The sequence below is a fragment of the Rhodococcus sp. PD04 genome (genome assembly GCF_035918275.1).
In the GTDB taxonomy this organism is placed as follows: domain Bacteria; phylum Actinomycetota; class Actinomycetes; order Mycobacteriales; family Mycobacteriaceae; genus Rhodococcus; species Rhodococcus rhodochrous.
This window is the reverse complement of the sequence record NZ_CP142143.1, coordinates 316,057-341,885: the sequence shown is the minus strand read 5'-3', so window position 1 is coordinate 341,885 and position 25,829 is coordinate 316,057. Positions and strand designations below refer to the sequence as shown.

Below are 25,829 nucleotides of genomic sequence, written 5' to 3'. Positions count from 1 at the left end.
CCGGCGGGTGGCGGGTCCTACTCGAAGTACGTGACGGCTTCGATCAGCACCGGGGAGGTGCCTTCGAAGGCTCGGTGCAGGGCCGCCTTCAGTTCCTCGGCACCGGTGACCCGTTCGCCCTTCACGCCGTAGCCTTCCGCGATCTTGACGAAGTCGATGTCGGGCACGTCGAGTCCTGGGGTCTCGCCGGTGTCCAGAGCGCGGGTGAACCGGCGCAGCGCGCCGTACGTGCCGTTGTTGAGGATGACGAACACCACCGGCACGTCGCGGCGGGCCGCGGTCCACAGTGCGGTGATCCCGAAGTTGGCGGATCCGTCACCGATGGTCGCGACCACGCGACGCTCCGGATGGGCGAGCTGGACGCCGACGGCGGCGGGCAGGCCGAAGCCCAGACCGCCGGAGGCCGGCGAGTAGAACGAACCCGGTTCGACGAGTTGGGTGTGCCGCCAGAACGCGTCCGCCGTGGAGGTCGATTCGTTGACGTAGACCACGTCGCGGGGAGCGATCTCGGCGATGGTGGCGAACACCGTGTCGGGGTGCATGGCCTCGGTGCGATCGGCTCCGCGTGCGAACGCCTCCCGGGCCGGCTCGGCCGGAACATCGCGGCGGTGGACCCGCTCGGCAAGGATGCGCAGCGTCGCGCCGACCGGGGCGAGGTAGGCCTCGCCGAAGGGAGCGCGGGCGACCTCACCGGTGTCCTCGGACAGGTGCAGCACGCGGGTGCCCTCCGCCAGGAAGGGACCCGGACGGTAGTGGTGGTAGCGGAAGACCGGGGCACCGGCGACGAGCACCACGTCGTGGTCGGCCAGTGCCTCGTGGATGGACATGACGTTGGCGGGCAGCACCCCGCGGAACAGCGGGTGGGTGTTGGGGAAGGGGCACCGCGACGGCGACGGTGCGATCCACACCGCGGCGCCGAGCGCTTCGGCGAGCTGCACCGCGAAGCCGTTCGCGCGCTCCGCGTCGACGTCCGGTCCGAGGACCAGCGCAGGACGGGCGGCACCGTCGAGGGCGGCGAGGAGTTCGGCCGTCATCGCCTCGGACGGCTCGGTCGTCGTGGTGACGCGTCGCTCGGCGAGATAAGCGGTGTTGGCCGGGGCCTCGCGCTCCCAGTCGTCGTAGGGCACCGAGACGTAGACCGGGCCGGGCGCGGGCAGTGTCGCCATGTGGACGGCCTGGCTGATGGTGCGGGGCACGTCCTCGGGGCAGGTCGGTTCGGCGCTCCATTTGGTGAGCGGACGGGTCAGGCTCGCCGCATCGACGTTGGCCAGCATGACCTCCTGGCCGATGGTGTCGCGCACCTGCTGACCCGCGGTGATCACCAGCGGCGAGTGCGAGTACACCGAGTTGGTCAGTACACCCATGCCGTTGCCGGTGCCGGCTGCGGCGTGCAGGTTCACGAAGACCGGCTGTCCGCTCGCCTGCGCGTAACCGTCCGCCATCGCCACCACGGCACCCTCGTGGAGACCGAGGACGTAGTCGAAGTCCTCGGGGAAGTCCTTGAGGAACAGAAGCTCGTTCGAACCGGGGTTGCCGAAGACCGTGGTCATACCGTGCCGGCGCAGCAGCTCGAAGGTCACTTCGCGAATCGTGGGCATGCAGAGGTCCCCTTACAACAGGACGAGAAGAGAATTCGTAGGGTCGGGACGACCACTTGTCAGAACACTATGTTAGGGCGGTCACATAGATCCAATAGATTCTGCCGATCGCATTATTCAATACATCTATAGTCAACCGAATGGCGAACAATTACGACCTCGGTATGCTGCGGGTGTTCGTGTCCGTCTACAAGACCAGAAGCGTCACGCTCGCTGCCGAGAACCTCTTCGTGGCCCAGCCGACCGTGAGTTACGCACTGGGCAAGCTGCGCAAGCGATTCGGCGACGAGCTGTTCGTCCGCCGCCACCAGCAACTCGTACCCACGCGCCTGGCCGACGAACTCTATCCCCGCCTGCGGGAGATCCTCGAGCGTCTCGATGCCGTCATGAACGCCGCCGAGGTGTTCGACCCGGCTGCCACGACCCGGACCTTCCGGTTGGTGTTGTCCGATGTGGGCGTTACGGGACTTCTGCCGAAAATCATGACCGCGTTGTCCGTTCGGGCTCCCCTCGCGAGCGTCGACGTGGTTCCGCTCGCCCTCTCGCACGCGGGCGAGGCGCTGCGGCTCGGGGACGCCGACGCGGTGGTGTGCACCCCGGTTCTGAACGGGCACGATCTCGACCGCACGCCGCTGTTCACTCAGCCGTACATCGGAGTGCGCCGACCCGACCATCCACGCATCGGATCGACGCCGAGCCTCGAGGAATTCGAGGCGGAACGTCACGTGTCGGTCGCGGTCGAAACCGGACACACCGCAGTGGATCTGCGCATCCGCGAACTCGGGATCCACCGCGACGTCGCAGTGACCCTCCCGAGCTTCACCGGTATCGCCGGCGTGCTGACCTCGACCACCTATCTGGGTTTCGCCCCGCGCGTCTACGCCTAGCGCTCCGCCCGTCTCGGTGAGGTGGGCCTGTACGAATTGCCCTTCGAGGTCCCGGAATCGGTGGTGTCGCTGTACACGATCCGGCGCGACCTGCCGTCCCCCGAGATCGACTGGCTGCGCGAACTCGTCGTCGAGGTCCTCGGCGACGGCTCGACCCCCGACCCGACGTAGCCGTCCGCTCGCCTGTTCGCCATCCGCTACGGCAATGACTGCAGCGGATGACCGGGACGGTAGCGGTTACCGTCGATTGTCGGATACAGCCGACGGCGGGATACGCCGGTCAGAATTCGCCGGTGGCCGCGAGATCGCGGGAAATCGCTCGTGCCGTGGCGATCACGCGCGGCACGATCTGCTGGGGTTGCGGAATCCGGGACTCGGGGAAGGCCACGGTCACGCTGGCGACGATGGCGCCCTGCGAATCGAGCACGGCCGCCGCGACGGAGGTACGGCCGGGCAGGCCGTCGTTGCGGGCGATCCCCACACCCGTGCGGCGGATCTCCGCGAGCTGCGCACGCAGTTCCGGGATACGCGCCGTCATCTCCGGATCCGACGCCGAATCGGCGACGAGTTCGTCCCAGGCCTCGGGACTGTAGGCGAGCAGGACCCGCCCACCACCGGTGCGGTGCAACGGAAGTCTGCGGGTCGCCCGGGAGGAGTTGGCGGTGGGTTTGACGCGGGTGATCCGGTCGGAGAAGATCCCGTCCGATCCGTCCCGCACACCCAGGTAGACGGTGCCGCGTGTGGCGACGTGCAGGTCGACGAGATAGGGCTGCGCGAGCTCCCGTAGACGACGCACCTGCGGCGCACCGATTCCCAGGCTCCAGATCCGCCGTCCGAGACGGTAGCGGCCGTGGGACAGGCGTTCGACGCCCTCCCACCGCACCAGCGCCGCGAGCATCCGATGCACCGTGGCCGGTGGGAGCCCCGTGCGCTCGCAGATCCCCGCGACCGTCATCTCGGCGCCCCCGGCGAAGCAGTCGAGGATCTCGAAGGCACGACCCAGGACCGACCGCTTGCCGTCGTCGTTGTTGCTCATGGCTCGTCCTGGGGTGGTGCGGGATGTGTACGACAACATCGAATCACATCCCGCACGCACCGTCCCGGACAGCCGTGTCGCGCACCGTCGATCGTTCTCAGAACGGATACGGAGCGATCTCCGACCTCACTGTGACCCACTGGGTTTCGGTGAAGGCCTCGAAGTTCGCCGCCGGTCCGCCGAATCGGGAACCCGTTCCCGATGCACCGGTTCCGCCCATCGGTGCGTATGCCTCGTCGCCGACGGTCTGCTCGTTGATGTGCAGCTTGCCGCAGTCGATGCGATCGGCCAGCTGCATCGCCAGACCCACCTCGCCGAGGATGCCCACCGACAGTCCGTACTCGCTCGCGTTCACCAGTGCGGCGGCCTCGTCGAGGTCGTCGAACGGCACCACCGGAGCGACCGGTCCGAAGATCTCGTCCGTCCACGCCGACATCGACAGGTCGAGGTCCGCGAGCACGGTGGGCCGGTAGTACTGCCCGTCGTTGGTGCCACCGGCACACACCCGGGCACCGGCGTCCACGGCATCGCGCACGATCGCGTCGATCGACTTCAGCTGTCGCTCGTCGATGATCGGGCCCAGGTCGACGTCGTCGGTGAACGGGTCGCCGACCCGCAGCGCGTCGGCCTTCGCGGCCAGCTTCGCCACGTACTCGTCGTAGATGTCGCGGTGGACGATGTGGCGACCGGTCGCCATGCAGATCTGGCCCTGGTGCAGGAACGATCCGAAGGCCCCGGCGGAGGCGGCGCGGTCGAGGTCCGCACCGGGCAGCACGATCAGCGCGTTGTTGCCGCCGAGCTCGAGGTGAGCGCGCTTGAGCAGGCGCGACGCGGCCTCCCCGACCCGGCGTCCGGCTGCGGTGGAACCGGTGAACGAGATGACGGCGACCTCCGGTGCGGAGACCACGGCCTCCCCGACGTCGGCGCCACCGGTGAGCACGTGGAGCACACCCTCGGGGAGGCCGGCCTCCTCGAAGATCCGCGCGAGAACGACCCCGCCGCTCACGGACGTACGCGGATCGGGCTTGAGCAGCACGCTGTTGCCGAGCGCAAGCGCCGGTGCGACGGAGCGGATCGACAGTGTCAGCGGGAAGTTGAACGGTGCGATCACCGACACCACACCCGCGGGACGGCGACGCGAGAACGACCAGCGGTCGCTGTCGGTGGCCAGCACCTCTCCCGACGGATGTGTCGGAAGACCTGCTGCCTCATAGCATTCCGCACGTGCTGCCGCGAGCTCCCGACCGGCCTTGAGCCGGGTGCCACCCGACTCGCGGACCAGCCACTCCTCGATCTCCCCGGCGTACTCGGCGAACAGGTCGCCGGCGCGGCGCAGCACGGCGGCCCGGTCGGCGGGCTTCGCCGCGGCCCACGCCCCCTGCGCACGGGCCGCGGCGGTGGCCGCAGCCCGGACCTGATCGGCGTCGGCGACACCGATCCGGCCGAGCTCCGCGCCGGTGGCGGCCTCGAGCGCCGGCTGGTCGCCCGCCGCTCCGGGGATCCAGCCACCGCTGTGGATGTTGCCGGCCCAGCGGCCGGGATCGAGAAGGTTCATCATGCTCCTTGCAGGCGCCGCGGCGTTCGGTCGGTCAGCGGTTCTTCCACACGGGTGCGCGCTTCTCGAGGAAGGCGCGGACACCTTCGACGCGGTCCTCGCTCAGGTACGGATTGGGGCCGACGTTCAGGCGCAGGGCGCTCGGAAGCGGCAGGCCCCAGCTCTTGGTGGCCATCTCCTTGTAGCGGCGCAGCGTCACCGGCGAGTTCGCGAGGATGTCGTCGACGTACTTCTGGACCTCGGCCTCGAAGTCCTCGCGCGGGACGACGCGGTTGATCAGGCCCATCTCCTTGGCCTCCTCGACCGGGATGGTCCGCGCGGTGTAGAGCAGGTCCATCGCGACGGCGCGGGGCACCAGGCGCGGCAGCAGCACCGAGCCGAGGTTGGCGCCCATGCCGCGGCGTGCCTCGGTCAGGCCGATCGTGGCGCCCTCGACGGCGATGCGGACGTCGCTGGAGAGCACGATCTCGCAACCACCCGCGATGGCGTGGCCGTTGATCGCGGCGATGACGGGCTTGTACGTCTCGAGCATCACCTCGAACAGCGCGCGGTACAGGCCGGTCATCGGGACGTGGACCTGACGCCCCGAGCGGGCGATGTCGTCCATCTCCTTCATGTCGCCGCCGGCGCAGAACGCCTTGTCACCGGCGCCGGTGATGACGACGGCGAAGACGTCCGGGTCCTCCCCCGCCTCGACGAACGCCTCGGTGAGCTGGTTGACGGTGCGGCGCGCCATCGCGTTGCGGCGATGCGGGCGGTTGATCGTGATCCACGCGGCGTTGCCGCGCACCTCGTAGAGAACCTCGTCGGAGTAGTCCGGCTCGGTGGATGCGGCGTTGTCGACGGAACCGACTTCTGTGGTGGTCATGCTCTTTCGTTCCTTTCGCGGTCTCGTCAGGCCGGGGCCTGCTCGGTGGCGGCTCGCACCACACCGTCGGCGATCAGTGCACGGATCTCGTCCTCGCTGCGTCCGAGCGCCGCAAGCACCTCGACGGTGTCCTCACCGAGGGCGGGCGGGCACTTGGTCAGCGGCGGGTACTGCCCGTCGAAGGTGACCGGCAGGTTGACGACCTCGAGGTCCTCGACGACGGGATGCGGCAGCGGCTGCAGCATGCCGGTCGCCTTGACCTGCTCGTCGCGGTACACCATGTCGACGGTGTTCACCGGCGAGTGCGGCACATTGGCGGCCTTCAACCGGACGAGCAATTCGTCGAGGGTGAACTGCGAGGTGCGTTCGCCGAGGACGTCCTGGACGAGCTTGCGGTTCTCGACGCGTTCGGGGTTGGTGGTGAAGCCTTCGCGCTCCCCCAGGTCCTGCGCATCGATGGCGCCCAGCAGGCGACGGAAGATGTCGTCGTTGCCGGCCGAGATGAAGATGTGGCCGTCGGCGGTCGGGAAGGCGCCGTAGGGCACCACGCCGCGGAAGCCGGAGCCCAGGCGGCGCGGGGCGGGGTTGCCGGCGGCGATCCCGATCAGTGGCGAGGTGATCCAGGTCAGTGCCGTCTGCAGCAGCGAGTTCTGCACGTGGCAGCCGTGGCCCGTCATGTCGCGGCGGCGCAGCGCCTCGAGCACCGACATCGCCATCCACATGCCGGTGCCCATGTCGAGCAGCGAGACGGGCACGCGGGCGGGCTCGCCGCCGTCCTCGCCGGTCATCGACACGATGCCCGAGAACGCCTGCAGCAGCGGATCGTAGGCGGGCTGCATGGCGCGAGGACCGGTGTGGCCGTAGCCGGACATCTCGCAGTAGATCAGGCGCGGGTTGAGTTCGTGCAGGTACTCCCACGTGAAGCCCGCCTTGGCGAGTGCGCCGGGACGGAGGTTCTGGACGAGCACGTCGGCGTCGCGCAGCAGATCGATGAGGATCTTCTTGCCCTCGTCGGTCTTGTAGTCCAGCACGACGGACTTCTTGTTGCGGTTGAACGACATGAACGCGATCGACTCGCCGTTCCACGCGGGCGGGGCCCACTTGCGGGTGTCGTCCCCGGCCTGCCGCTCGATCTTGATGACCTCGGCGCCGAGATCACCGAGGATCTGACCGCCGAACGGTGCGGCGACCGAGGTGCTGATCTCGATCACGCGCAGGCCGGTGAGGGAACCGGGCGTGGGCTCCTGGATGGGAGTGCTCATGCGGAATCTCCTGTTCGGGACGACGCACCGGTGAGCAGCGTGCGTTCGAAGTCGTCGCGGGCGGCCGAGCGGATCTCGGTCTTCCAGGGCGAGAGCGCACCCTCGTAGACCTGCGGTCCGAGCCGGAAATGCTGTGCCTGCTCGAAGGTTTCGATGAACGGCATGTCCATCGCGTAGACGTCACTGCCGTAGGGACGCGGACCCGCCTTCGAGACGTGGCCCCACAGTTCGTGCCCGACGATCTCCTCGGCGAGCACGACGGCCTCGATGAGAGCCGCGAGATCGACGCCGGTGTCGATGCCTTCGCTCTCGAGGAAGTGCACGAAGTCCTCGGTGGGGATCATGCGGGTGAGCCGGCCGTTGCCGCAGTAGGGGCAGCCGCCGAGTCCGCCGATGGCGGTGTCGACGACGAGGGTGTGGCGCTCGTCGAGTTCGCAGAAGGCGGCGTAGGCGCTCAGCGGCGCCATGCCGCGCGCGTTGTGCAGGTGCACCTGGAAGTGCCAGATCTCGGGCCAGGTGTCGAGAATCCGGCGGATCTGGGAACGCATGGCGGCGGGCGTGTTCCAGCTCATCGGATCACCGAGGTGGACGCGCGTGACGGGAACGCCCGCGGCGGTCCACTTGTCGATCTGCAGCTGCAGGATCTCCATGCGGCGGTCCTCGCCGATCTCACCGGTCCAGTTCGATCCCCAGCACGCGTTGACGGAGACCTGGGCCTCCTTCGCACCGCGTTCGACGGCGCGGGCGATGACACCGTCGAGCGCGTCGATCTCGTCCTGCATCGAGCGTGCGGTGTTGCGCTGGACGAAGACGTCGTCGAGGTGGATCTTGGACTGCCCGATGCGCGGATCCGGCGGGGTGATCTTCGGAGCGAACGACGCGCGCCGTTCGACACCCTTCTGGTTGAGTGCCAGGGCGGTGTAGCGCACTCCCTCGACCGGGGTGAAACCCTCGACGATCTTCTCGATCTCCGCCATCTGCGGCACCCACTTGGGTGAGACGAACGAGCCGACCACGATGGTCTTCAGGCCCGTGGCCGAGAGTGCGTCCAGCAGTCGGATCTTGTCCTCGACCGGGATGTGCGCACTCTCGATCTGCATGCCCTCGCGCATGCCTTCCTCGACGATCTCCACCCGCGGGTGCGAGCGCTGTGTGGCGGTCATGCCAGTCGTCCTTCCGTACGGTATTCCGGCGCCAGGGCCGCGGCGACCTGCTGCAGGGCTCCGCCGCGCGCCGATGCGACGAGCGCGGTGTGCAGGGTCGATGCCGCTTCGGCGGTGAGTCCGCCGGTGGCGCAGCAGTCGTCGAACTTGTCTCGTAGTTCCTCGTCGCTCAGTGGGTTGCGTCCGTCGCCGCGGGTGATGTCGACGCGTTCGGTGTGTCGTGCACCGTCCTCGGTGACGACCTCGACCACCGAGTACCCGCCCGAGAAGGTCGGTGCGCCGGCGGGCGGCTCGGCGCTCTCGGTGATGCTCACCGCGTTCATCAGGCGCGTGGTCTCGGGCTCGGCGAATGCGTCCTCGGTGAAGTCGGCCAGGACGACGGCTCCGCGCTGCAGGGCGACCGAGACGGCGTATTCGGCGCTGAACTTCGCGGCCGTGGCCGAGGCCGGCGGGAACGCCACGAGCGCACGGGTTCCCCTCGGGTGCACGGTGATGCGAACCTCGCGGATCGGTGCGCCGGCGATGCGTTCGCGCAGTGCCAGGCTCGCGTCGATGCTGCGGTGCGTGCCGTAGCAGGCGGGATACCGCTTGATACCCCAGTCGGTGGGCCAGGCGTCCAGCCAGTATTCGAGGCGTTCGGCGAGGGTCTCGTCCGGATCGCCGAGCGGTGCCAGTTCGGGATCGCCGTAGCGGTCGAAGAATCCGGCGTCCGCTTCGAGCTCACGAGGGTTGGCGGTGAAGCCGGCCTCGGCGAGGTCGACGGCCGTGACGGCGTCGCGGGCGGCAAGGCCTGCGTGCAGCGGCTTGGTCATCGAACCGAAATTGGGACGCGAGCCCGCAGCCATCGAGGCCACGATGCCCAGGGCGTGCGCCGCGTGCTCGGACGACATCTCCACCAGGCGCGCGACTGCCGCGACCGCGGCGAGTCTGCCCACCGTGGAGGTGGTGTGCCAGCCGCGGGCGTAGTGGACGTGCTGCGGAAGCAGGTCCGCCACCGCGCGGAAGACGGCAGCACCGACGTCGTACGCCTGCACCAGCCGGCGGGTGTCGGCCCCGCGCTGCTCGGCGACGGCGAGCAGCGCGGGAACGATCACCGTGCTGGGGTGGATGGGCATGCTCGGCGAGATGTCGTCGTAGTCGAGCTGGTGCCCGGCGGTGCCGTTGAGCAGCGCTGCGGTGGCAGCGCTCGCCGTGCGGCCCGTCGTCCATACCGTTGCCCGGCCCGAGGTTCCCTCGGCCGCGGCCCAGTTCTGCAGGATCCGTTCGGCGGGCTCGTGCGCGGAGGCGAGAGCCGAGCCGACGGTGTCGACCAGGATGCGGCCGAGAAGGTCCTCGTGCTCGTCGCGGGCGGTCTCGTCGCCCGCGGCGAAGGCGGCCAGCACCGACGTCAGTCCGTCGGTGTCGGTCCGCAGCGGCATGGGTGCACCCATCGTGCTTCTCCTAGTACGACTTCGGCAGGCCGAGCGTCGCGTGCGCGATGCCGGCGAGAACGATGTTGTTGGAGATCGGTGCGGTGGAGGGGAGGCGGGCCTCGCGCCACTTGCGCTCGATGCCGTACTCCTCGGCCGCGGCGTATCCGCCGAAGGTGTCGAAGGCGGCCTGCGCTGCCTGCCAGAGTGCCTGCGAGGCGAGAAGTTTCGCGCCGTTGACCTCGAAGCGGGGGTTCTCGCCGGCGGCGTACATCTCGGCGGCGCGCCAGCGCATGAGCGAGGCGGCCTGCAGGTTCGCGTAGGCCTGGGCGATGGGGAACTGGACGCCCTGGTTCATGCCGATCGGACGGCCGAAGACGTGCCGCTCGTTGGCGTACTGGACGGCGCGGTCGATGAGGTGGAAGCCGGCACCGATGTACTCCGAGGTGACGATGATGCGCTCGGAGTTCATGCCGGAGAGGATGACCTTGAAGCCCTTGTGCTCCTCGCCGATCCGGTTCTCGACCGGCACGCGCAGGTTCTCGATGGCGAGTTCGTTGGTCTCGTGGTTGACCATGGTCTTGATCGGGGTGGCCCGGATGGTGCCGTCCTCGATCGCCTTGCGCAGGTCGACGAGCAGCACGGTGAAGCCGTCGGACGGCTTGGTGGCCTCCTCGCGCTTCTTGGTGCGGGTGAGCAGCAGCAGCAGGTCGGAGTGCTGGATGCGGGAGATGAAGATCTTGTTGCCGTTGACGACGTACTCGTCGCCCTCGCGCTGGGCGAAGGTGCGGATGCGAGTGGTGTCGGAGCCTGCATCGGGCTCGGTGATACCGAAGGACTGCAGACGCAGTTCGCCGGAGGCGATCTTCGGCAGGAAGCGCTGCTTCTGCTCGTCGTTGCCGTGACGGAGCAGGGCACCCATGGTGTACATGCCGGCGCGCGCTGCACCGGCGTGGCAGCCGTTGCGTTCGAGCTGCTCGAGAACGACTGCGGCATCGCGGATATCGGCTCCGCCTCCGCCGTACTCCTCGGGGACGAGCATGCCCATCCAGCCGGTCTCGTAGAGCGTGTCGACGAACTTCTCCGGGTACTCACCGGCGGCGTCGCAGGCACGCCAGTAGTCGTTGTCGAACGGCTCGCACAGCTCGTCGATGGCGCTACGGATGGCGCGCTGTTCTTCCGTGAGACTGAAGGCGGACGATTCGATTGCGGTCACGGCGACCTCTCCTGCATGTCGTGGGTGTGATGACAGCCAATCCGACGCCGGAGCGGCGCAGAAGCCCATCTATCACCCAGTGAAATGGTTCGTGGAAATCGGTGGTCGGGAACTCCCGACGGACGGTAGCCGTGAGATTAGGACCGTCCGGCGCGGTCGAACAACGGCGACTGTCACTCAGTGATAGATCGTTTTCAGAATCGCAGGAATCGAACGGTCGAGGGTTGACCAGCCATTCCCGCGGACCTAATCTGTCCTGCAGAATCGAATTCCTCGATACAGAACATCTCTGTGATCCCCTGGAAAGGTTGCCCTATGAGCACCTCGGCAGAAATCATCGACGTCCCCCTGCTCATCGTCGGCGGCGGCATCGCAGGCCTGGCCACGGCCCTCGGCCTCGCCCGCAAGGGCCGCCCGGCGCACGTGATCGAGCGCGCTCCCGAGTTCGGCGAGGTCGGTGCCGGCATCCAGCTGGCCCCCAACGCCATGGCCGTCCTCGACAGCCTCGGCGTGATGGACGCGATCATGAAGGACGCCGTCCTCCCGCAGAAGAAGCGGTACATGGACGCCGTGACGGGCGAGGAGATCGGCACCGTCGACCTCGGACCGGAGTTCGTCGAACACTACGGCTACCCCTACGTCGTCACGCACCGGGCCGACCTGCACGGCGCCCTCCTCGAGGGCTGCCGCGCGAGCGATCTCGTCACCCTGGAGACGAACCGCGAGGTCCTCCGCGCCGAGAACCTGCCCGACGGCCGCGCGAAGGTGGTCTGCGCCGACGGCACCGAATACGTCGCCGACGCCGTGGTCGGCGCCGACGGACTGCGCTCGGCGATCCGTCCGCTGATCGTCGAGGACGAGCCCGTCCCCTCCGAGTACGTCGCCTACCGCGGCACCGTGCCCATCGAGATGGTGCCGGCCGACGCCGTGGAGACCCCGATGGTGCTGTGCTGGTTGGGCCCGCACATGCACCTGATCCAGTACCCGCTGCGCGGCGGCAAGCTCTACAACAACGTCGCCGTCTTCCGCTCGGATTTCTACTCCCCCGATCACGAGAACTGGGGAACCGAGGAGGAGCTCGACGCCCGCTTCGGCCTGTGCTGCGACAAGGTCCGCGAGGCCGGGCAGTACCTCAACCGCGAGATCCGCTGGCCGATGTACGACCGGGAGCCGGTCACCACCTGGACCTCGGGCGCGGTGAGCCTCATCGGCGACGCCGCCCACCCGATGCTCCAGTACCTCGCCCAGGGTGGCGCACAGTCACTGGACGACTCGCTCGCGATGGTCGACGCGCTCGTGACCGAGCCCAACGTCGAGGCCGCGTTCAAGACCTTCGAGGCACGACGGGCTCCGCACACCGGCAACATCCAGCGCCTCGCGCGGGTCGCCGGCGAGCTGTTCCACATCGACGGGGTCGGGCGGGCGCTGCGCAACTACTCCTTCAAGGACCACAACCCCACCGACTACGAGAACCTCGACTGGATGTTCATGCCGCTGTCGGTGGCCGGCGACACCCGCAACTACCCGTACTGACCTGCATCGTCGCCGGCCGGACCTCCATCCGGCCGGCGACGGGGCTACCGCCCGGAACCGGCCAGGGCGTCGGCGAGTTCGTCGGCCGCCTTCCGCGCGGCGGCGAGCACCTCGCCCCAGCGGTCGACACCGATCCGTCCGGTCGGGAAGGTGATGCCGATGGCGAAGCCCGAGGTTCCCGCCCCGGAGATCCCGGCGGAGGCGGAACCCACCGAGACGGCCACCGCGCTGACACCCGACTCGACCTCGCCGTCCTGCGCGGCGTAACCCCGCTCCCGGATCACCTCGAGCTGGGACAGCAGGGCCTGCCGTTCGGACTGTTCCAGGCCGCTCGGCAGATGGGGCTCGATATCCCCGCCCATCCCGGCGAGCAGCGCCTTACCCATGGCGCTCGAATAGGCAGGCTGCGAATGACCCGACCGGTCGCCCACGCGCAGCAGATGCGGGCTCTCCACCGAGAGCAGCGTCAGGGCCCGATCCCCGTCGAGGGTGGCGAGGTGCACCGTCTCCTGGGTGAGGGCCACGAGCCGCTCGAGGATCGGCCTGGCCAGGTCGATGACCCGGCCTCGGAAATTCGACAACCGCTCCATGGTGGGACCGGCCCGGTACATCTTGGACTCCGGATCCTGTTCGGCGAAGCCGTAGTGCGCCAGCATCTGCAACAAGCGGTGCGCGGTGGACGGGGCGATCCCCAGCAGGGCGGCGGCATCGCCCACCCGCAATCCGTCGGGTCGCTCGGCGACCACGAGGAGCAGTCGGAGAGCCTTGTCGACCGATCCGACCGGATATGCCGGTGCGTCTCGACGCGCAGAGTCAGTGGCCATGATTCTTTATAACAGAACGATTCACCGTTATTCCTTGACCAACCACCCCAAATCCCGTATTAGTTCTGTATCGAGGAATCCACCTCCGCAATGCAGAACAGAGAGGATCGTGCGATGAGTGTCGACACCACCCGGTCCGACGAGACGGTGCACGACGACTTCTACGCCGAACTCGCGGACAACCACTACTCCCCGCTCTGGCAGCTCATGGGCAACCTGGGTCCGGAAGCGAAAACCACTCTGGTTCCGCATATCTGGCGCTACGAGCAGGCGCGTCGACTGATGGTCGAGGCTGGCGAGATCGTCCCGCTCGAGGACGCACTCCGCCGCGTTCTCGGTTTCCGCAACCCCGGCTGCCTCCCGCACCAGCGCACCGGAGCCACCGATACCCTCTGGTCCGCACTGCAATTGGTGCTCCCCGGCGAGGTCGCCCCGGCACACCGCCACACCCCGTCCGCACTGCGCTTCATCGTCGAGGGCGACGGCGCCTACACCGTCGTCAACGGCCAGCGCGTCCCGATGGACGAGGGCGACTTCCTGCTGACTCCCAACGGGCACTGGCACGAGCACGGCCACACCGGCGAGGGTCCGATGATCTGGCTCGACGGACTCGACTCCCCGCTGATGTCGCGGCTGAACCAGTACATCATCGAAGAGGACCCCGAATGCCAGGAGGTGGACGCACCGCTCCCCGCCGCCTACGGCAACGGACTGTTCGCCAAGCCCTGGGGTGAACCCGAAAAGGTCGAGCAGCCACTGGTGTACAAGCTCGCGGATGCACTCGAGACCATCGAGTACCTGCGTACGCGCGAAGGCGATCCCTTCGACGACATCATCGTCGAGTACCGCAACCCGATCACGGGCGGACCGGTGATGACCACCATCGGCGCCTACCTCCAGCTGATCCGCCCGGGCGTCGACACCCGCGCCCACCGGCACACCCACTCGACCGTCTACCACGTGGTCCGCGGATCCGGATACTCGATCGTCGACGGCCGGCGTATCGACTGGACCAAGGGCGACACCATCGCAATTCCGTTGTGGTACGAGCACTCCCACCACAATCCGACCGGCGAGGACGCAATCCTGTTCTCGTACACCGACAAGCCCGCCATCGATGCGCTCGGAATCGGCCGCATCCGACCCAGCGAGTAGGAATCATGAAGCTCTACGTCTACAACGACTACCGACTCGGCGTCGAGGCCACCGACGGCACCCTCGTCGACATCACCGATCTCGTCCCCGAGCACACCGAACCGCGCGAGCGCACGAACGCACTCATCCGCGCCTGGTCGACGGTCTCGGCCGACGTCTCGTCCCGCGTCGCCGCCGGCGGCGGGCAGGCACTGGACTCGGTGACCGTCCGGGCGCCGCAGCCCCAGCCGCGCAACCTGTTCGCCGCGCCGGTCAACTACCACAAGCACCAGCAGGAGATGGGTGGGGAGAAGGGCGTCTACACCGATCGCAAGATCCTCGACGTCTCGGTCCGCAAGGGCTTCCTCAAGGCCGTCACGTCCATCGTCGGACCGGACGGCGCGATCGAACTCCCCTACGAGGACCGGCGTTTCGACCACGAGGCCGAGGTCGGCATCATCATCTCGAAGGAGGCGAAGCAGGTCTCCGTCGAGGAGGCACTCGACTACGTCTTCGGTTACACCCCGCTGCTCGACATCACGCTGCGCGGCGACGAGGACCGGTCGTGGCGCAAGTCCATGGACACCTTCACCCCGATCGGCCCCTACATCCTCACCGCCGACGAGGTGGAGGACCCGGAGAACCTCGACTTCTGGCTCACCGTGAACGGTGAGATGCGACAGAAGTCCAACACGTCCTTCCTCATCTGGGGCATCGCGAAGCTGATCTCGGAGTACTCGCAGGTGATCACCCTGCAGCCCGGTGACATCATCGCCACCGGTACCCCCGAGGGCGTCGCGCAGATCGTTCCCGGCGACACCGTCGTGCTCACCATCCCCGCGATCGGCGAGCTGACCATGCCGGTCGTCGCGCGTCCCTAGAGTTCGACCGCAGTAGACCTCGGGCTCCGGGATACCGGAGTCCGTGACACCTCGGACTCCGGTATTCCGGAGCCCTTGCGTCGGTGGCCCGTTCGGGATATCGAGCGCCTGTCGATCGGACCACGAATCCGACTCGAACGGGTCACCGACGCTCTCGTCTCACCGCGCCTGCATCGCGCCGATCGGGTCGATGTACATCACCCGCGAGGCCGCACCGAGCGCCGCCGCCGACCGCAGATCGTCGTCGGGTTCCGAGAACCGCAGCGACACATCGTCGTACGAGGACCGCTGCCGGTAACCGTCGGATACATCCTCGCGCTCCGGTCCGTACCGGGTGAACGCCTCCCCACCGACGGTCACCACGTCGGGATTGACGACGTCGCGCACCAGTGCGACCGCACGGCCGAGGAGCACCGCCCTGTTCGGTGACGGGCCGGCGTCGTCGAACCTTTCCGGACCGAGCGCGGCACAGAACGATTCGATGTCGTCGGCCGACGACCGTGCGAGACCGTCCACGAGCCACGCCATCGAGACCGACTCCTCCGCACACAGATACAGCCAGCTCTCGGGCCGTCGTCGGAAGACGCTCTCGAACCGGCGGTATTCGACCTCCGCGACCGCCTCCACGTACGGAACGACCGTGTACGGCGTGGGCACGATCGCCCGGAACAGCACATCCACGGGCGCTTCGCACCAACCCAGTCGCGGGTGATCGAGCGCGCCTCGGTGCTCGTCGTACAGGCCGCCCACCGCCAGGCCCGCCCACAACGGTTGCCTGCCCTGCAGTTCCGACTCGTGCACCCGCAGCGCCGCGCCGATCGCGGCGAACACGTCGAACGCCGACGCCGGTGTCGCGAAGGTGGTCCGGTGCAGTTCCCGCCCGAGCAGGTCGCCGGAGACCACCCAGGTCTCCCGCTCCCCCAGATGGATGCCGGCGAGGAAGCCTCGTTCGGTGTCCACCTCCACCGGCACGTGCGGCCTGCCCACCCGTCCCCGCGGAGCGAGATCGGGGCGGTCGCGCAGCAAGCCGTGCTCGAGCAGCGCCGTCACCGCCCGGTTGACCGTCGACGCCGACAGGCCCGTGGACTCGGCGAGCATCGTGCGCGTCGCCGGCCCCCCACCTCGCAGGTGCTGCATGATCCACCCCGCCGGGGTGGTCTCGTCGACTCGGAAGACCCCCGGTCGTACCGAGCGCACCGAACCCCCCGGTCGTGCCGAGCGCACGAGTTCGAGAGGCGACCGCACCGCTGTTGTCCGCACCCCCGTCATGGCCAGAAGTGTCCCGGTCCGCCCGCGAGGACGGAATGGTTTGTATCAGGCCGCGCCGAAGTCTCCCGCGTTCACTCCACGAGTGCCTTGAACTGCGCGTCGTACAGCCGCGCGTACGCACCGGCCGCCTCGAGCAACCCCTCGTGCGTGCCCTGTTCGACGATCCGCCCGTCCTCCATCACCACGATGCGGTCGGCGTTGCGGATGGTCGACAGGCGGTGGGCGATGACGAAGCTGGTGCGATCGTCGCGCAACCGCGCGGTGGCCTCCTGGACGAGCAGTTCGGTGCGGGTGTCGACCGAGCTCGTCGCCTCGTCGAGGATGAGGATCGACGGCTTCGACACGAACGCCCGCGCGATCGTGATGAGCTGACGCTCGCCGGCGCTGAGGTTGCCGTCGTTCTCCTCGTCGATGACGGTGTCGTAGCCGTCGGGCAGGGCCCGCACGAAACGGTCGACGTAACTCATCCTCGCGGCGGACATGATCTGGTTCTCGGTGGCGTACGGGTTGCCGTAGGCGATGTTCTCGCGGATGGTGCCGCCGAACAGCCAGGTGTCCTGCAGGACGATGCCGATGCGCGAGCGCAGCTCGTCGCGGGACATCGAGCGGATGTCCACCCCGTCGACGAGGATCCGGCCCTCGTCGACCTCGTAGAAGCGCAGGATCAGGTTGATGAGGGTGGTCTTGCCGGCGCCCGTGGGTCCGACGATCGCGATCATCTGGCCCGGTTCTGCCCGCAGTGACAGGTTCTCGATGAGCGGCCGGTCGGGGGTGTACGAGAAGGCGACGTTCTCGAACTCGACGAGTCCGTGCCGGCTCCACGGCATCGTCGGCGCCGCGACCTCCGGTTCCTCCTCCGCTTCGTCGAGCACCGCGAACACCCGCTCGGCCGACGCCGACGCCGACTGCAGCAGATTGACCATCGCGCCGATCTGCGCGAGCGGCTGCACGAGCTGACGCGAGTACTGGATCATCGCCTGGATCTCACCGAGCGTCGCGGTGCCCGACGCGATCCGCAGACCACCGAGCACCGCGATGACGACGTAGCCGACGTTGCCGAGGAAGGTCACGAACGGCATCACCAGTCCGGACACGAACTGCGCGCGGTAGGACGCCTGGTACAGCGACTCGTTGGTGTCGGTGAAGCGGCGCTGCACCTCCTCCGTCCGGCCGTAGGCGGTGATGAGCTCGTGCCCGGTGAAGGCCTCTTCGATCTGCCCGTTGAGCTTGCCGGTCGTCTCCCACTGCGCGAGGAAGTGCTTGCGTGAGCGTCGCGCGATCACCGCCGTCGCCACGACCGACGCCGGGACGGTCAGGATCGCGACGAGCGCGAGCAGCGGCGAGATGAACAGCATCATCACCACGAGACCGAGCAGGGTCAGGACCGCGAGGACGAGCTGGGAGATGGACTCCTGCATACCCGCCGCGACGTTGTCGATGTCGTTCGTGACGCGGCTGAGCAGGTCGCCGCGCGAATGCGTGTCGAAGTACCGCAGCGGCAACCGGTGGATCTTGCGTTCGACACGCGACCGCATGTCGCGCACGACGCGCTGCACGATCTCGTTGAGGCCGTAGGCGGCGACCCAGATCAGACCGGACGAGAGCAGGTACAGCGCGAGGACGATGACGAGGATCCGCCCGAGGGCCGGGAAGTCGATGCCGAGCCCGGGCACCACATCCATCCCCGAGACCATGTCGGCGAACTGGTCGCGGCCCTCGGCGCGCAGACCGGCGACGGCTTCGTCCTTGGTCTGTCCGGCGGGGAGCTGCATGCCCACCACCCCATCGAAGATGACGTCGGTGCCGCGGCCGAGCACGAAGGGCGCCACCGACATGCTCACGACGCCGAGGAAGGCGGAGAACAACACCGAGTAGACGGCGTAGCGGTGCGGGTGGAGCAGGCCGAGCACCCGGCGGATGGTGCGCAGACGCGACGGCGCCGCCGCTTCCGGAGTCGTCATACCGTGGCCATCCTCTGCGACTCGACGATCTCCGAGTACGTGCGGCACCGGCCGAGCAGGCCGAGATGCGTTCCGGAATCGACCATCACGCCGTTGTCGAGGACGACGATGCGGTCGGCGTCCTGCACGGTCGAGACCCGCTGCGCGACGATGAGCACGCACGCGTCGCGCGTCTCGGGTTCGAGCGCCGCGCGCAGGCGGGCGTCGGTCGCCGGGTCGAGTGCGGAGAAGGCGTCGTCGAACAGGTAGACGGCGGGCCGGCGGACGAGGGCGCGGGCGATCGCGAGTCGCTGCCGCTGCCCGCCGGAGACCGTGGTGCCACCCTGGGAGAGGACCGTGTTCAGCCCGTCCTCTGTCTTGTGGACGAAGTCGGCGGCCTGCGCGACCTCGAGAGCGTGCCACAGTTCGTCGTCGGTGGCATCGGCACGTCCGTATCGGAGGTTGTCGGCGATGGTGCCGGAGAACAGGTAGGCCTTCTGCGGCACGACGGCGATGCGTGAGCGCAGCACGTCGGTGTCGAGTGCCCGCACATCGACACCCGCGACGAGCACCTGCCCTGCAGTGACGTCGATGAGCCGCGGCACGAGGCGCATCAGGGTGCTCTTGCCCGATCCGGTGCCGCCGATGATCGCGGTGGTGGAGCCGGGGTCGGCGCGGAACGACACCCCGCTCAGCACGGGAGCGTCGGCGCCGGGATACGAGAAACCGGCATCGCGCAGTTCGAGGGTGACGCGGGGCGGGAGTTCGCGGACCGGTTCGGCGGGCGAGGACACCGTCGGTTCGGTGTCGAGCACGTCGAGGATGCGCTCGGCGCAGACCGCGGCGCGCGGAGCCATGATGGCGACGAACGACGTCATGAGCACGGCCATGAGGATCTGGGCGATGTAGGTGATCATCGCGGTGATGGAACCGACCTGCATCGCACCGGAGTCGATGCGGTGGGCGCCCACCCACAGGACGCCGACGGTGCTCACGTTCGAGATCAGCAGCACCGCGGGGTACAGCACGGAGTTCACGCGGCCGACGCGCAGGGCGGTGGCGGTGAGGTCGTCGTTGGCGCCGTCGAAGCGGGCCTTCTCGGTCTCGTCGCGCACGAATGCCCTGATCACGCGGATGCCGGTGATCTGCTCGCGCAGCACCCGGTTCACAGAGTCGATGCGCTTCTGCATGACCCGGAAGCCGGGCAGCATGAGCGCGATGAGCGTGACCATGGTGAAGATCAGCACCGGAACGGCGACGACCAACACGAGCGAGGTGCCGGGATCCTGGCGGATCGCCATGATGACGCCACCGATCCCCATGATCGGGGAGGTCACGACGATGGTGCAGGTCATCAGCACGAGCATCTGGACCTGCTGCACGTCGTTGGTGTTGCGGGTGATCAGCGACGGGGCACCGAACGTCCCGAACTCGCGCGCCGAGAACCGCCCCACACTCCGGACGAGCGCGAGCCGCACGTCGCGGCCGAAGCCCATCGCGGCACGCGCCGCGAAGTAGACGGCACCGGTCGCGGCGCCGACCTCGACGGCGCTGATGACGAGCATCAGCAGACCGGTCCGGACGATGTAGTCGATGTCCCCGGTCGCCACGCCGTTGTCGATGATGTCGGCGTTGAGACTCGGGAGCAGCAACATGCCCCCGGTCGCGACCAGCTGCAGGAGTACGACCCCCGCGAGGGCACCCCGATAGGGCGCCATGAAGCGGCGCAACAGCCGTAGCAACATGGGCATTACGCTACCTGCGACTCCCTGCAGCAATCTTCACGAACCACCCCGGCGGCCACGTACCGCGTCGGGTACGTGGCTGCCGGGGGTTCGTCACACTCGTGCGGATTCCGGTGCGGACTCGGTGGCACCGAGCTCGCGGGTGAGCTTCTCGCCCTCGACGTCGACGTTCGGAAGGATCCGGTCGAGCCACTTCGGCAGCCACCACGCCTTGTCGCCGAGCAGCGCCATCACCGATGGGATGATGACCATGCGGACGATGAAGGCGTCGAAGAAGACGGCCGCGGCCAGTGCGAAACCGATCGACTTGATCAGCGAGTCCGGTTCGGCGATGAAGGCCGCGAACACCGAGATCATGATGATCGCCGCTGCGCTCACCACGCGGGCGCCGTGTGCGAAGCCGCTACGGACGGCCTCGAGTGCGCTCGCGCCGTGGACGTAGTCCTCACGCATACGCGTCACCAGGAACACCTGGTAGTCCATCGCGAGACCGAAGACGACGCCGATGAGGATGATCGGCATGAAGCTCACGATGGGCTGCGGGTTGGCGATCAGGCCGCCCCAGCCCTCCTGGAAGACCGCGACGGTGGCGCCGAAGGTCGCCAGGACGCTGAGCAGGAAGCCGAGGGTCGCGGTGAGCGGGACCAGGATCGAGCGGAACACCAGCATCAGCAGGATGAAGGCGAGGCCGACGACGACCGCGAGGTACGGAGCCAGTGCGCTCTGGAGGCTGTCGGAGACGTCGCCCTCGAGCGCGGTCTGGCCGGTCACGCCGTAGGACAGGCCGAACTCCTCGTTCAGCTCGGTCTCGCCGTCGCGGATGCTCTGGACGAGGTCCATCGTCGTGGGATCGGTCGGGCCGCTGCGCGGGGTGACGAGGATCTGGGCGGTGTCGCCCGCCTCGTTCACCGCGACGATCTGGGCGTTGACGACCTCGTCGTTCTCGTAGAGCTTGCCGACGACGGCACCGAACGCGACCGGAGCCTCCACGTCGGCGTCCTGGGTGTCGACCACGACGACCAGCGGACCGTTGCGTCCGGGACCGAATCCCTCGTCGACCAGGTCGTAGGCCTTGCGGGCGCTGGTCGCCGGGTCGGAGGTGGCCTCCGACGGCAGGGCGAGGTTCAGTCCGGTGGCGGGCAGCGCGAGCGCGCCGAGGACGACCACGGCGGCAACCAGCGGGATGGCCGGGCGGCGCGTGATCAGACCGACGAACTTGGCGCCGGCCTTGGGGGTGTCGTCGTCGGAACCACGCTTGTTCAGGAACGGGACGCGGCCGGCGAAGGCCTTCTCGCCGAACAGGCCGAGCACGGCAGGCAGCAGCGACACGGCGATGAGCACGGCCATGAGCACGGTGAACGCAGCGGCGTAGCCCATGACGGACAGGAACGGGATGCCGACGACGCTCAGCGCCATGAGGGCGATGATGACCGTGAGACCGGCGAAGACGACCGCGGAACCGGCGGTGCCCACGGCACGGCCGGCGGCCTCGGCACGATCCGAGGTGACGGTGAGTTCGTGCCGGAACCGAGAGACGATGAACAGCGAGTAGTCGATCGCCACGGCCAGGCCGATCATGACCGCGAGCGTCGGGGTCATCGAGCTGAGATCGGCGAAGCCGGAGGCGATGGTGATGCCGAGGCTGCCGATGCCGACGCCGACGAGCGCGGTGATCAGCGGGAGTCCGGCGGCGACGAGCGAACCGAAGGTCAGGGTGAGCACGATCGCGGCGATACCGATGCCGATGAGTTCGGAGGTGCCGCCGGGCATGCCCATCTCGGCTGCGGCCGTACCGCTGACCTCGACGGTCAGGCCGGCGTCACGGCCGATCTCGGCAGCGTCGAAGATCTGGTCGCGCAGGGCCTGGTCGACGTCGGTGATCTCGCCCTCGAACGGGACGGTCACGAAGCCGACGGTGCGGTCGGCGCTCAGCGGCGACAGGGCCTGGGCGTCGGACAGCGCAGCCTCTTCGGGGGTGCCCTGCTGCGCGGCGACGGCCTTCATCTGTTCGACGAGACCGGCGTCGGCGAGGACCGGGTTCACCAGCGCTCCGGCCTGTTCCTCCGGCGAGGCGGTGGCGGGGTCGACCTTCGCGGGCGGCGAGACGCGGTCGATGCCGCGGACCGCGGCGAGGACCTCGTCGACGGCAGCCATGTTCTCGGGGTCGTCGAGGGTCTGCCCGTCGGGCGCGGCGAAGACGTAGCGCGCGCTGAGCCCGTTCATCGGATCCTCGGTCGACGGGAACCGTTCGGCCATGAGGTCCTGGGTCTTCTGCGCGGGGGTGCCCGGAAGCGTGAACGCGTCCGTGGTGGGCCCGGACAGAGTTGCTGCACCGACCCCGAAGAGCACGAGCAGCGCGATCCAGAAGGACAGCACTGCGCCCTTCCGTCTGTGGGCGAACTTGCCCAGCCGGTACAGGTAGGTCGCCACGGGGCACCCTTTCTATGTCGGAAGATCCTGCGGGGTCGGATGGTGGGGCGGTTACAGCGGTCGGGCGGGGCTACGGCTACGGGAAACCACGGCGGAGCCGGTCGAACGCCTCGCGGATGAGCTCTTCGACCGAACGGTCCGTCGTCCCGGTCGCGTGTGTCTCCATGGCCGCGCGCACGGCGCCCATGGCCGCGTAGTTCAGCAGCGAGGGATACAGGTCGGACGCGGGGTCGGTGCCGGTGCGTTCGGCGATGATCTCGACCAGCAACTGCGACGAGCGGCGCTCGACCTCGATCTGCCGGGACAGCAGCACGTTGCTCTCCTCGAGGAGGGTGATGCACGCGACGATCTCGTCGAACGGCCAGTCGGCGTTCTGCACGACGTCCAGGGCCACCGTCAGCAGCGAGTCCATGATGTCCTCGTCGGCGGGACGATCGCGCAGCAGGTCGATCCACTCCTCGACCCGGGTCTCGAGATAGGCGAGGACGGCGTCTTCCTTGCTGGCGAAGTAGTTGTGGAAGGTGCGGGTCGAGACATCCGCGCGCGCTGCGATCGCATCGGCCGTCACGGCGGGCAGACCGTGTTCGCGGGCCAGTTCGGCTGCGGCGGTCGCGAGAGCCGCACGAGTGGCTGCCTTCTTGCGGTCGCGCAGGCCGGGAGTGGTGGTCACTTCATCCAAGGTACCGATTTTGCAGATCTCTGTAAGTTTGCAGAGTCGTGCAAAGTTATGACATCCCCCACACGCAACCCGGAGCTATTGCGGACTTCACACCCGGCGACGCTCCCAGGCCCCGGGATCCTTTGTGAGGTCCTCCACGAAACCCGGGAGATCCCCTGCGACGACGTCTGCGAGCGACACCTCTTCGAGCACGGCGCGCAGGTTCACACGCACCGCGATCCACACGTCCTGCAACCGTTCGGCCGCTCCGCTGTAGACGACGTCCTCGGGCCGCTCGCCGCGTACCGACGCCAGCGGGCCCTCGACCGTGCGGATGATGTCGGCGATGGAGATCTCGGCCGCGGGTCGCGCGAGCCAGTAGCCGCCCTCCGGTCCCCGCCTGCTGTTCACCAGCCCACCGCGACGCAGGTCGGCGAGGACCGCCTCGAGGAACTTGTGCGGGATGTTCTGCGCCGTCGCGAGGGTCTCCGCCTTCGTCAGTCGACCGTCCTCGATCGCCGCGAGTTCGAGCAGGGTCCGCACGGCGTAGTCGACCCTCGCGGTGATGTGCATGCCATGCCTCTCGCGCTGCCTGATGTGCCCGGCCGGCCCGTCCCGAGATGCCCTCGGCGTGCCCGCCTCGACGGGGGACGGTCAATTCCTACCAGCAATACCGAACCACCCGGATCGTGCGGACGCGAGTCGCCACCCGGGTCACGACCGAGGGCTCTGGTGATCCATGCCACACGAGCGGTAACGTGGACGGTTGTTCACAGCTATCGGAGGTCGTTGCGATGTGGGAGACACTGCAGGAATCGTGGGGCTCGCTGCTCGAGCCGCTCCACGATCCGGTGACCCTGGCGATCCCCGCCTTCCTCACCTTCCTGATCCTCGAATGGATCGCGGCCCGCACCCTCGAACACGTCGAACCGGGCCCCGACGGACGCACCCGTCCCCCGCGCGGCGGTTACGAGAAGCGTGACGCGCGCGCGAGCATCTCCATGGGCCTGGTCTCCATCGTCACGAGCGCCGCCTGGAAGGTGCTGGCCCTCGTCGGATATTCGGCCCTGTGGGTCTACGTCGCCCCTTGGCACCTGCCCGCCGATGCCTGGTACACGTGGGTGATCCTGCTCGTCGGCATCGACGTCCTCTGGTACTGGTACCACCGGATGGCGCACCGCGTCCGCCTGGTCTGGGCGACCCACCAGGCCCACCACTCGAGCGAGTACTTCAACTACGCGACCGCGCTGCGCCAGAAGTGGAACAACAGCGGCGAGATCATCATGTGGCTGCCGCTCCCCCTCATCGGCATCCCTCCGTGGATGGTGTTCGTCGGCTTCTCCGTCAGCCTCGTCTACCAGTTCTTCGTGCACACCGAGCGGGTCGGCAAGCTTCCCCGCCCGATCGAGTTCGTGTTCAACACGCCGTCGCACCACCGGGTGCACCACGGCTCCGACCCCGACTACCTCGACCGCAACTACGCCGGCATCCTCATCATCTGGGACCGGATGTTCGGCACCTTCAAGGCCGAGGACCACCGCCCCACCTACGGGCTCACCAAGCCCGTGGGCACGTACAACATCTGGGACCTGCAGACGCACGAGTACCGGGCGATCGCCCGCGACTGGCGTACGGCCGGGAAGTTCCGCGACAAGCTCGGTTACGCCTTCGGCCCGCCCGGCTGGACGCCGAGGCAGACCGGCGCAGAGGAGACCGAGAGCGTCAGTTCTGCTCGAGCGTGACGAGGAAGTCGACGCTGCCCGCGCCGTCGACCGTCACGAATCCGAGGTTCGGCGGCTCGACACCGTAGTCGGTCCAGGTGGTGGGGATGCTCCCCGACGCCACGAGCCGCTCACCCGTGCGGAGGACGTCGACGTCGACGGTCACGGGTCGTTCGGTGCCGCGCAGGGTGAGTGTGCCGGTCGCGGTGACGGAACCGATGCTGCCGTCGTCGGGAAGCGACGACAGGTCCACCGGCTCGGTGAGGGCGAACGTCGCCGTCGGGTGCGTCGCGGTGTCCATCACCCGGGTGCGGAACTGGTTGTCGCGCTGGCCGCTGTCGGTGGTGATGCCCTCGACCTGCACGACGACCTCGGCGGCCTCGAGGGTGCCGTCGGTGATCGTCGCCGAACCGGAGACCCGGTCGGTGCTGCCGACCACGGTGACGTCGGCGCCGCGCAGGATTTCGTGCACCGTGTAGCCGGCGGCGGTGCGGTTCGGTTCGACCCCCTCGACGACGGTCCATTCACCGTCGAGCTCACCGGTCGCGGCTTCGGCGCCCTCGGTCGAGACGGTCGCGGCGGGTGCGTCGTCCTCGGCGATGAACGTCCCGTATACCCATGGGGCAACGAAGAAGCCGAGCAGCGCCACGACCACGACGGCGACGAGGACCCATACCGCTTTCCGCATTCTGCAAATTTA

The 25,829-nt window shown here is 68.3% G+C and carries 22 protein-coding genes; 6 read left to right on the top strand and 16 right to left on the bottom strand.

The genetic code is table 11. The features are described 5' to 3' along the window. Positions 1-17: 17 nt before the first annotated feature. Positions 18-1,598, bottom strand: a complete 1,581-nt coding sequence (mdlC, locus tag U9J23_RS01550; protein ID WP_085469874.1) for a benzoylformate decarboxylase — start codon at positions 1,596-1,598, stop codon at positions 18-20. A 140-nt stretch (positions 1,599-1,738) separates the two neighbouring features. Here mdlC and U9J23_RS01545 point away from each other — a divergent pair, with 140 nt between their 5' ends. Together U9J23_RS01545 and U9J23_RS01540 are read left to right on the top strand one after the other, a co-directional pair. Beyond that, positions 1,739-2,485 carry a LysR family transcriptional regulator gene (locus tag U9J23_RS01545; protein ID WP_326601032.1) on the top strand — a complete coding sequence of 249 codons (747 nt, stop codon included), beginning with the start codon at positions 1,739-1,741 and terminating at the stop codon, positions 2,483-2,485. A gap of 21 nt (positions 2,486-2,506) precedes the next feature. Then, on the top strand, positions 2,507-2,656 hold the full coding sequence (locus U9J23_RS01540; protein ID WP_326601030.1) for a hypothetical protein: 150 nt from the start codon (positions 2,507-2,509) through the stop codon (positions 2,654-2,656). Between the two features lie 109 nt (positions 2,657-2,765). On the opposite strand, the gene U9J23_RS01535 is transcribed toward U9J23_RS01540, so the two are convergent. From U9J23_RS01535 to U9J23_RS01505, 7 genes are all read right to left on the bottom strand, one after another. After that, entirely contained in the window at positions 2,766-3,521 is a 756-nt protein-coding gene (locus U9J23_RS01535; protein ID WP_059383225.1) for an IclR family transcriptional regulator, read from the bottom strand. Between the two features lie 97 nt (positions 3,522-3,618). Continuing rightward, positions 3,619-5,076 (bottom strand): aldehyde dehydrogenase family protein, encoded by a 1,458-nt coding sequence (locus U9J23_RS01530; protein WP_229582570.1) that lies wholly within the window; start codon positions 5,074-5,076, stop codon positions 3,619-3,621. Between the two features lie 34 nt (positions 5,077-5,110). After that, positions 5,111-5,944, bottom strand: coding sequence for an enoyl-CoA hydratase/isomerase family protein (locus U9J23_RS01525; protein WP_080968318.1), 834 nt, complete (start codon positions 5,942-5,944; stop codon positions 5,111-5,113). 26 nt (positions 5,945-5,970) lie between these two features. After that, the gene (locus U9J23_RS01520; protein WP_059383226.1) at positions 5,971-7,206 is read right to left on the bottom strand and encodes a CaiB/BaiF CoA transferase family protein; all 1,236 of its coding nucleotides are present in this window, start codon (positions 7,204-7,206) and stop codon (positions 5,971-5,973) included. Continuing rightward, positions 7,203-8,369, bottom strand: a complete 1,167-nt coding sequence (locus U9J23_RS01515; RefSeq protein WP_059383227.1) for a citramalate synthase — start codon at positions 8,367-8,369, stop codon at positions 7,203-7,205. The genes U9J23_RS01520 and U9J23_RS01515 overlap by 4 nt, the downstream gene beginning before the upstream one ends. Next, positions 8,366-9,799, bottom strand: a complete 1,434-nt coding sequence (locus U9J23_RS01510; protein ID WP_059383228.1) for an MmgE/PrpD family protein — start codon at positions 9,797-9,799, stop codon at positions 8,366-8,368. The genes U9J23_RS01515 and U9J23_RS01510 overlap by 4 nt, the downstream gene beginning before the upstream one ends. Positions 9,800-9,809: 10 nt before the next feature. Then, positions 9,810-10,994: an acyl-CoA dehydrogenase family protein gene (locus U9J23_RS01505; RefSeq protein ID WP_059383229.1), complete on the bottom strand. Its 1,185-nt coding sequence runs from the start codon at positions 10,992-10,994 to the stop codon at positions 9,810-9,812. A gap of 315 nt (positions 10,995-11,309) precedes the next feature. Between U9J23_RS01505 and U9J23_RS01500 the strand changes: the two genes are divergently transcribed. Beyond that, the gene (locus U9J23_RS01500; RefSeq protein ID WP_059383230.1) at positions 11,310-12,527 is read left to right on the top strand and encodes an FAD-dependent monooxygenase; all 1,218 of its coding nucleotides are present in this window, start codon (positions 11,310-11,312) and stop codon (positions 12,525-12,527) included. Between the two features lie 44 nt (positions 12,528-12,571). Here U9J23_RS01500 and U9J23_RS01495 read toward each other — a convergent pair whose 3' ends face one another. Next, positions 12,572-13,351 carry an IclR family transcriptional regulator gene (locus tag U9J23_RS01495; RefSeq protein WP_059383231.1) on the bottom strand — a complete coding sequence of 260 codons (780 nt, stop codon included), beginning with the start codon at positions 13,349-13,351 and terminating at the stop codon, positions 12,572-12,574. A 114-nt stretch (positions 13,352-13,465) separates the two neighbouring features. On the opposite strand from U9J23_RS01495, the gene U9J23_RS01490 reads away from it, so the two are divergent. Continuing rightward, a complete protein-coding gene (locus tag U9J23_RS01490; protein WP_059383252.1) occupies positions 13,466-14,506 on the top strand; it encodes a cupin domain-containing protein in 1,041 nt (346 codons plus the stop codon). Positions 14,507-14,511: 5 nt separating this feature from the next. After that, entirely contained in the window at positions 14,512-15,366 is an 855-nt protein-coding gene (locus U9J23_RS01485; protein WP_145707510.1) for a fumarylacetoacetate hydrolase family protein, read from the top strand. 159 nt (positions 15,367-15,525) lie between these two features. On the opposite strand, the gene U9J23_RS01480 is transcribed toward U9J23_RS01485, so the two are convergent. The 6 genes from U9J23_RS01480 to U9J23_RS01455 all read right to left on the bottom strand — a co-directional run bounded on the left by U9J23_RS01480 (position 15,526) and on the right by U9J23_RS01455 (position 23,981). Next, entirely contained in the window at positions 15,526-16,503 is a 978-nt protein-coding gene (locus tag U9J23_RS01480) for a MarR family transcriptional regulator (RefSeq protein WP_272268937.1), read from the bottom strand. A 203-nt stretch (positions 16,504-16,706) separates the two neighbouring features. Continuing rightward, the gene (locus tag U9J23_RS01475) at positions 16,707-18,596 is read right to left on the bottom strand and encodes an ABC transporter ATP-binding protein (RefSeq protein ID WP_326601018.1); all 1,890 of its coding nucleotides are present in this window, start codon (positions 18,594-18,596) and stop codon (positions 16,707-16,709) included. Continuing rightward, complete coding sequence (locus U9J23_RS01470; protein WP_059383254.1) at positions 18,593-20,320, bottom strand: ABC transporter ATP-binding protein; 1,728 nt, start codon at positions 20,318-20,320, stop codon at positions 18,593-18,595. The genes U9J23_RS01475 and U9J23_RS01470 overlap by 4 nt, the downstream gene beginning before the upstream one ends. Before the next feature lie 93 nt (positions 20,321-20,413). Then, positions 20,414-22,750 carry an MMPL family transporter gene (locus U9J23_RS01465; RefSeq protein ID WP_059383234.1) on the bottom strand — a complete coding sequence of 779 codons (2,337 nt, stop codon included), beginning with the start codon at positions 22,748-22,750 and terminating at the stop codon, positions 20,414-20,416. 76 nt (positions 22,751-22,826) lie between these two features. After that, complete coding sequence (locus U9J23_RS01460) at positions 22,827-23,420, bottom strand: acyl-CoA-like ligand-binding transcription factor (RefSeq protein ID WP_059383235.1); 594 nt, start codon at positions 23,418-23,420, stop codon at positions 22,827-22,829. Between the two features lie 96 nt (positions 23,421-23,516). Next, complete coding sequence (locus U9J23_RS01455) at positions 23,517-23,981, bottom strand: RrF2 family transcriptional regulator (protein WP_085469879.1); 465 nt, start codon at positions 23,979-23,981, stop codon at positions 23,517-23,519. A 221-nt stretch (positions 23,982-24,202) separates the two neighbouring features. Between U9J23_RS01455 and U9J23_RS01450 the strand changes: the two genes are divergently transcribed. Next, entirely contained in the window at positions 24,203-25,150 is a 948-nt protein-coding gene (locus tag U9J23_RS01450) for a sterol desaturase family protein (RefSeq protein WP_283480902.1), read from the top strand. Here the strand turns inward: U9J23_RS01450 and U9J23_RS01445 are convergent. Next, positions 25,131-25,817 carry a YceI family protein gene (locus U9J23_RS01445; protein WP_059383238.1) on the bottom strand — a complete coding sequence of 229 codons (687 nt, stop codon included), beginning with the start codon at positions 25,815-25,817 and terminating at the stop codon, positions 25,131-25,133. The two genes, U9J23_RS01450 and U9J23_RS01445, sit on opposite strands and share 20 nt — an antisense overlap. Between the last annotated feature and the right edge of the window lie 12 nt (positions 25,818-25,829).

Coding starts and splice junctions, on each gene's coding strand:
- mdlC (WP_085469874.1), bottom strand. CDS start 1,598: ATGCCCACGATTCGCGAAGTGACCTTCGAGCTGCTGCGCCGGCACGGT.
- U9J23_RS01545 (WP_326601032.1), top strand. CDS start 1,739: ATGGCGAACAATTACGACCTCGGTATGCTGCGGGTGTTCGTGTCCGTC.
- U9J23_RS01535 (WP_059383225.1), bottom strand. CDS start 3,521: ATGAGCAACAACGACGACGGCAAGCGGTCGGTCCTGGGTCGTGCCTTC.
- U9J23_RS01530 (WP_229582570.1), bottom strand. CDS start 5,076: ATGAACCTTCTCGATCCCGGCCGCTGGGCCGGCAACATCCACAGCGGT.
- U9J23_RS01525 (WP_080968318.1), bottom strand. CDS start 5,944: ATGACCACCACAGAAGTCGGTTCCGTCGACAACGCCGCATCCACCGAG.
- U9J23_RS01520 (WP_059383226.1), bottom strand. CDS start 7,206: ATGAGCACTCCCATCCAGGAGCCCACGCCCGGTTCCCTCACCGGCCTG.
- U9J23_RS01515 (WP_059383227.1), bottom strand. CDS start 8,369: ATGACCGCCACACAGCGCTCGCACCCGCGGGTGGAGATCGTCGAGGAA.
- U9J23_RS01510 (WP_059383228.1), bottom strand. CDS start 9,799: ATGGGTGCACCCATGCCGCTGCGGACCGACACCGACGGACTGACGTCG.
- U9J23_RS01500 (WP_059383230.1), top strand. CDS start 11,310: ATGAGCACCTCGGCAGAAATCATCGACGTCCCCCTGCTCATCGTCGGC.
- U9J23_RS01495 (WP_059383231.1), bottom strand. CDS start 13,351: ATGGCCACTGACTCTGCGCGTCGAGACGCACCGGCATATCCGGTCGGA.
- U9J23_RS01490 (WP_059383252.1), top strand. CDS start 13,466: ATGAGTGTCGACACCACCCGGTCCGACGAGACGGTGCACGACGACTTC.
- U9J23_RS01485 (WP_145707510.1), top strand. CDS start 14,512: ATGAAGCTCTACGTCTACAACGACTACCGACTCGGCGTCGAGGCCACC.
- U9J23_RS01480 (WP_272268937.1), bottom strand. CDS start 16,503: ATGCAGCACCTGCGAGGTGGGGGGCCGGCGACGCGCACGATGCTCGCC.
- U9J23_RS01475 (WP_326601018.1), bottom strand. CDS start 18,596: ATGACGACTCCGGAAGCGGCGGCGCCGTCGCGTCTGCGCACCATCCGC.
- U9J23_RS01470 (WP_059383254.1), bottom strand. CDS start 20,320: ATGTTGCTACGGCTGTTGCGCCGCTTCATGGCGCCCTATCGGGGTGCC.
- U9J23_RS01455 (WP_085469879.1), bottom strand. CDS start 23,981: ATGCACATCACCGCGAGGGTCGACTACGCCGTGCGGACCCTGCTCGAA.
- U9J23_RS01450 (WP_283480902.1), top strand. CDS start 24,203: ATGTGGGAGACACTGCAGGAATCGTGGGGCTCGCTGCTCGAGCCGCTC.
- U9J23_RS01445 (WP_059383238.1), bottom strand. CDS start 25,817: ATGCGGAAAGCGGTATGGGTCCTCGTCGCCGTCGTGGTCGTGGCGCTG.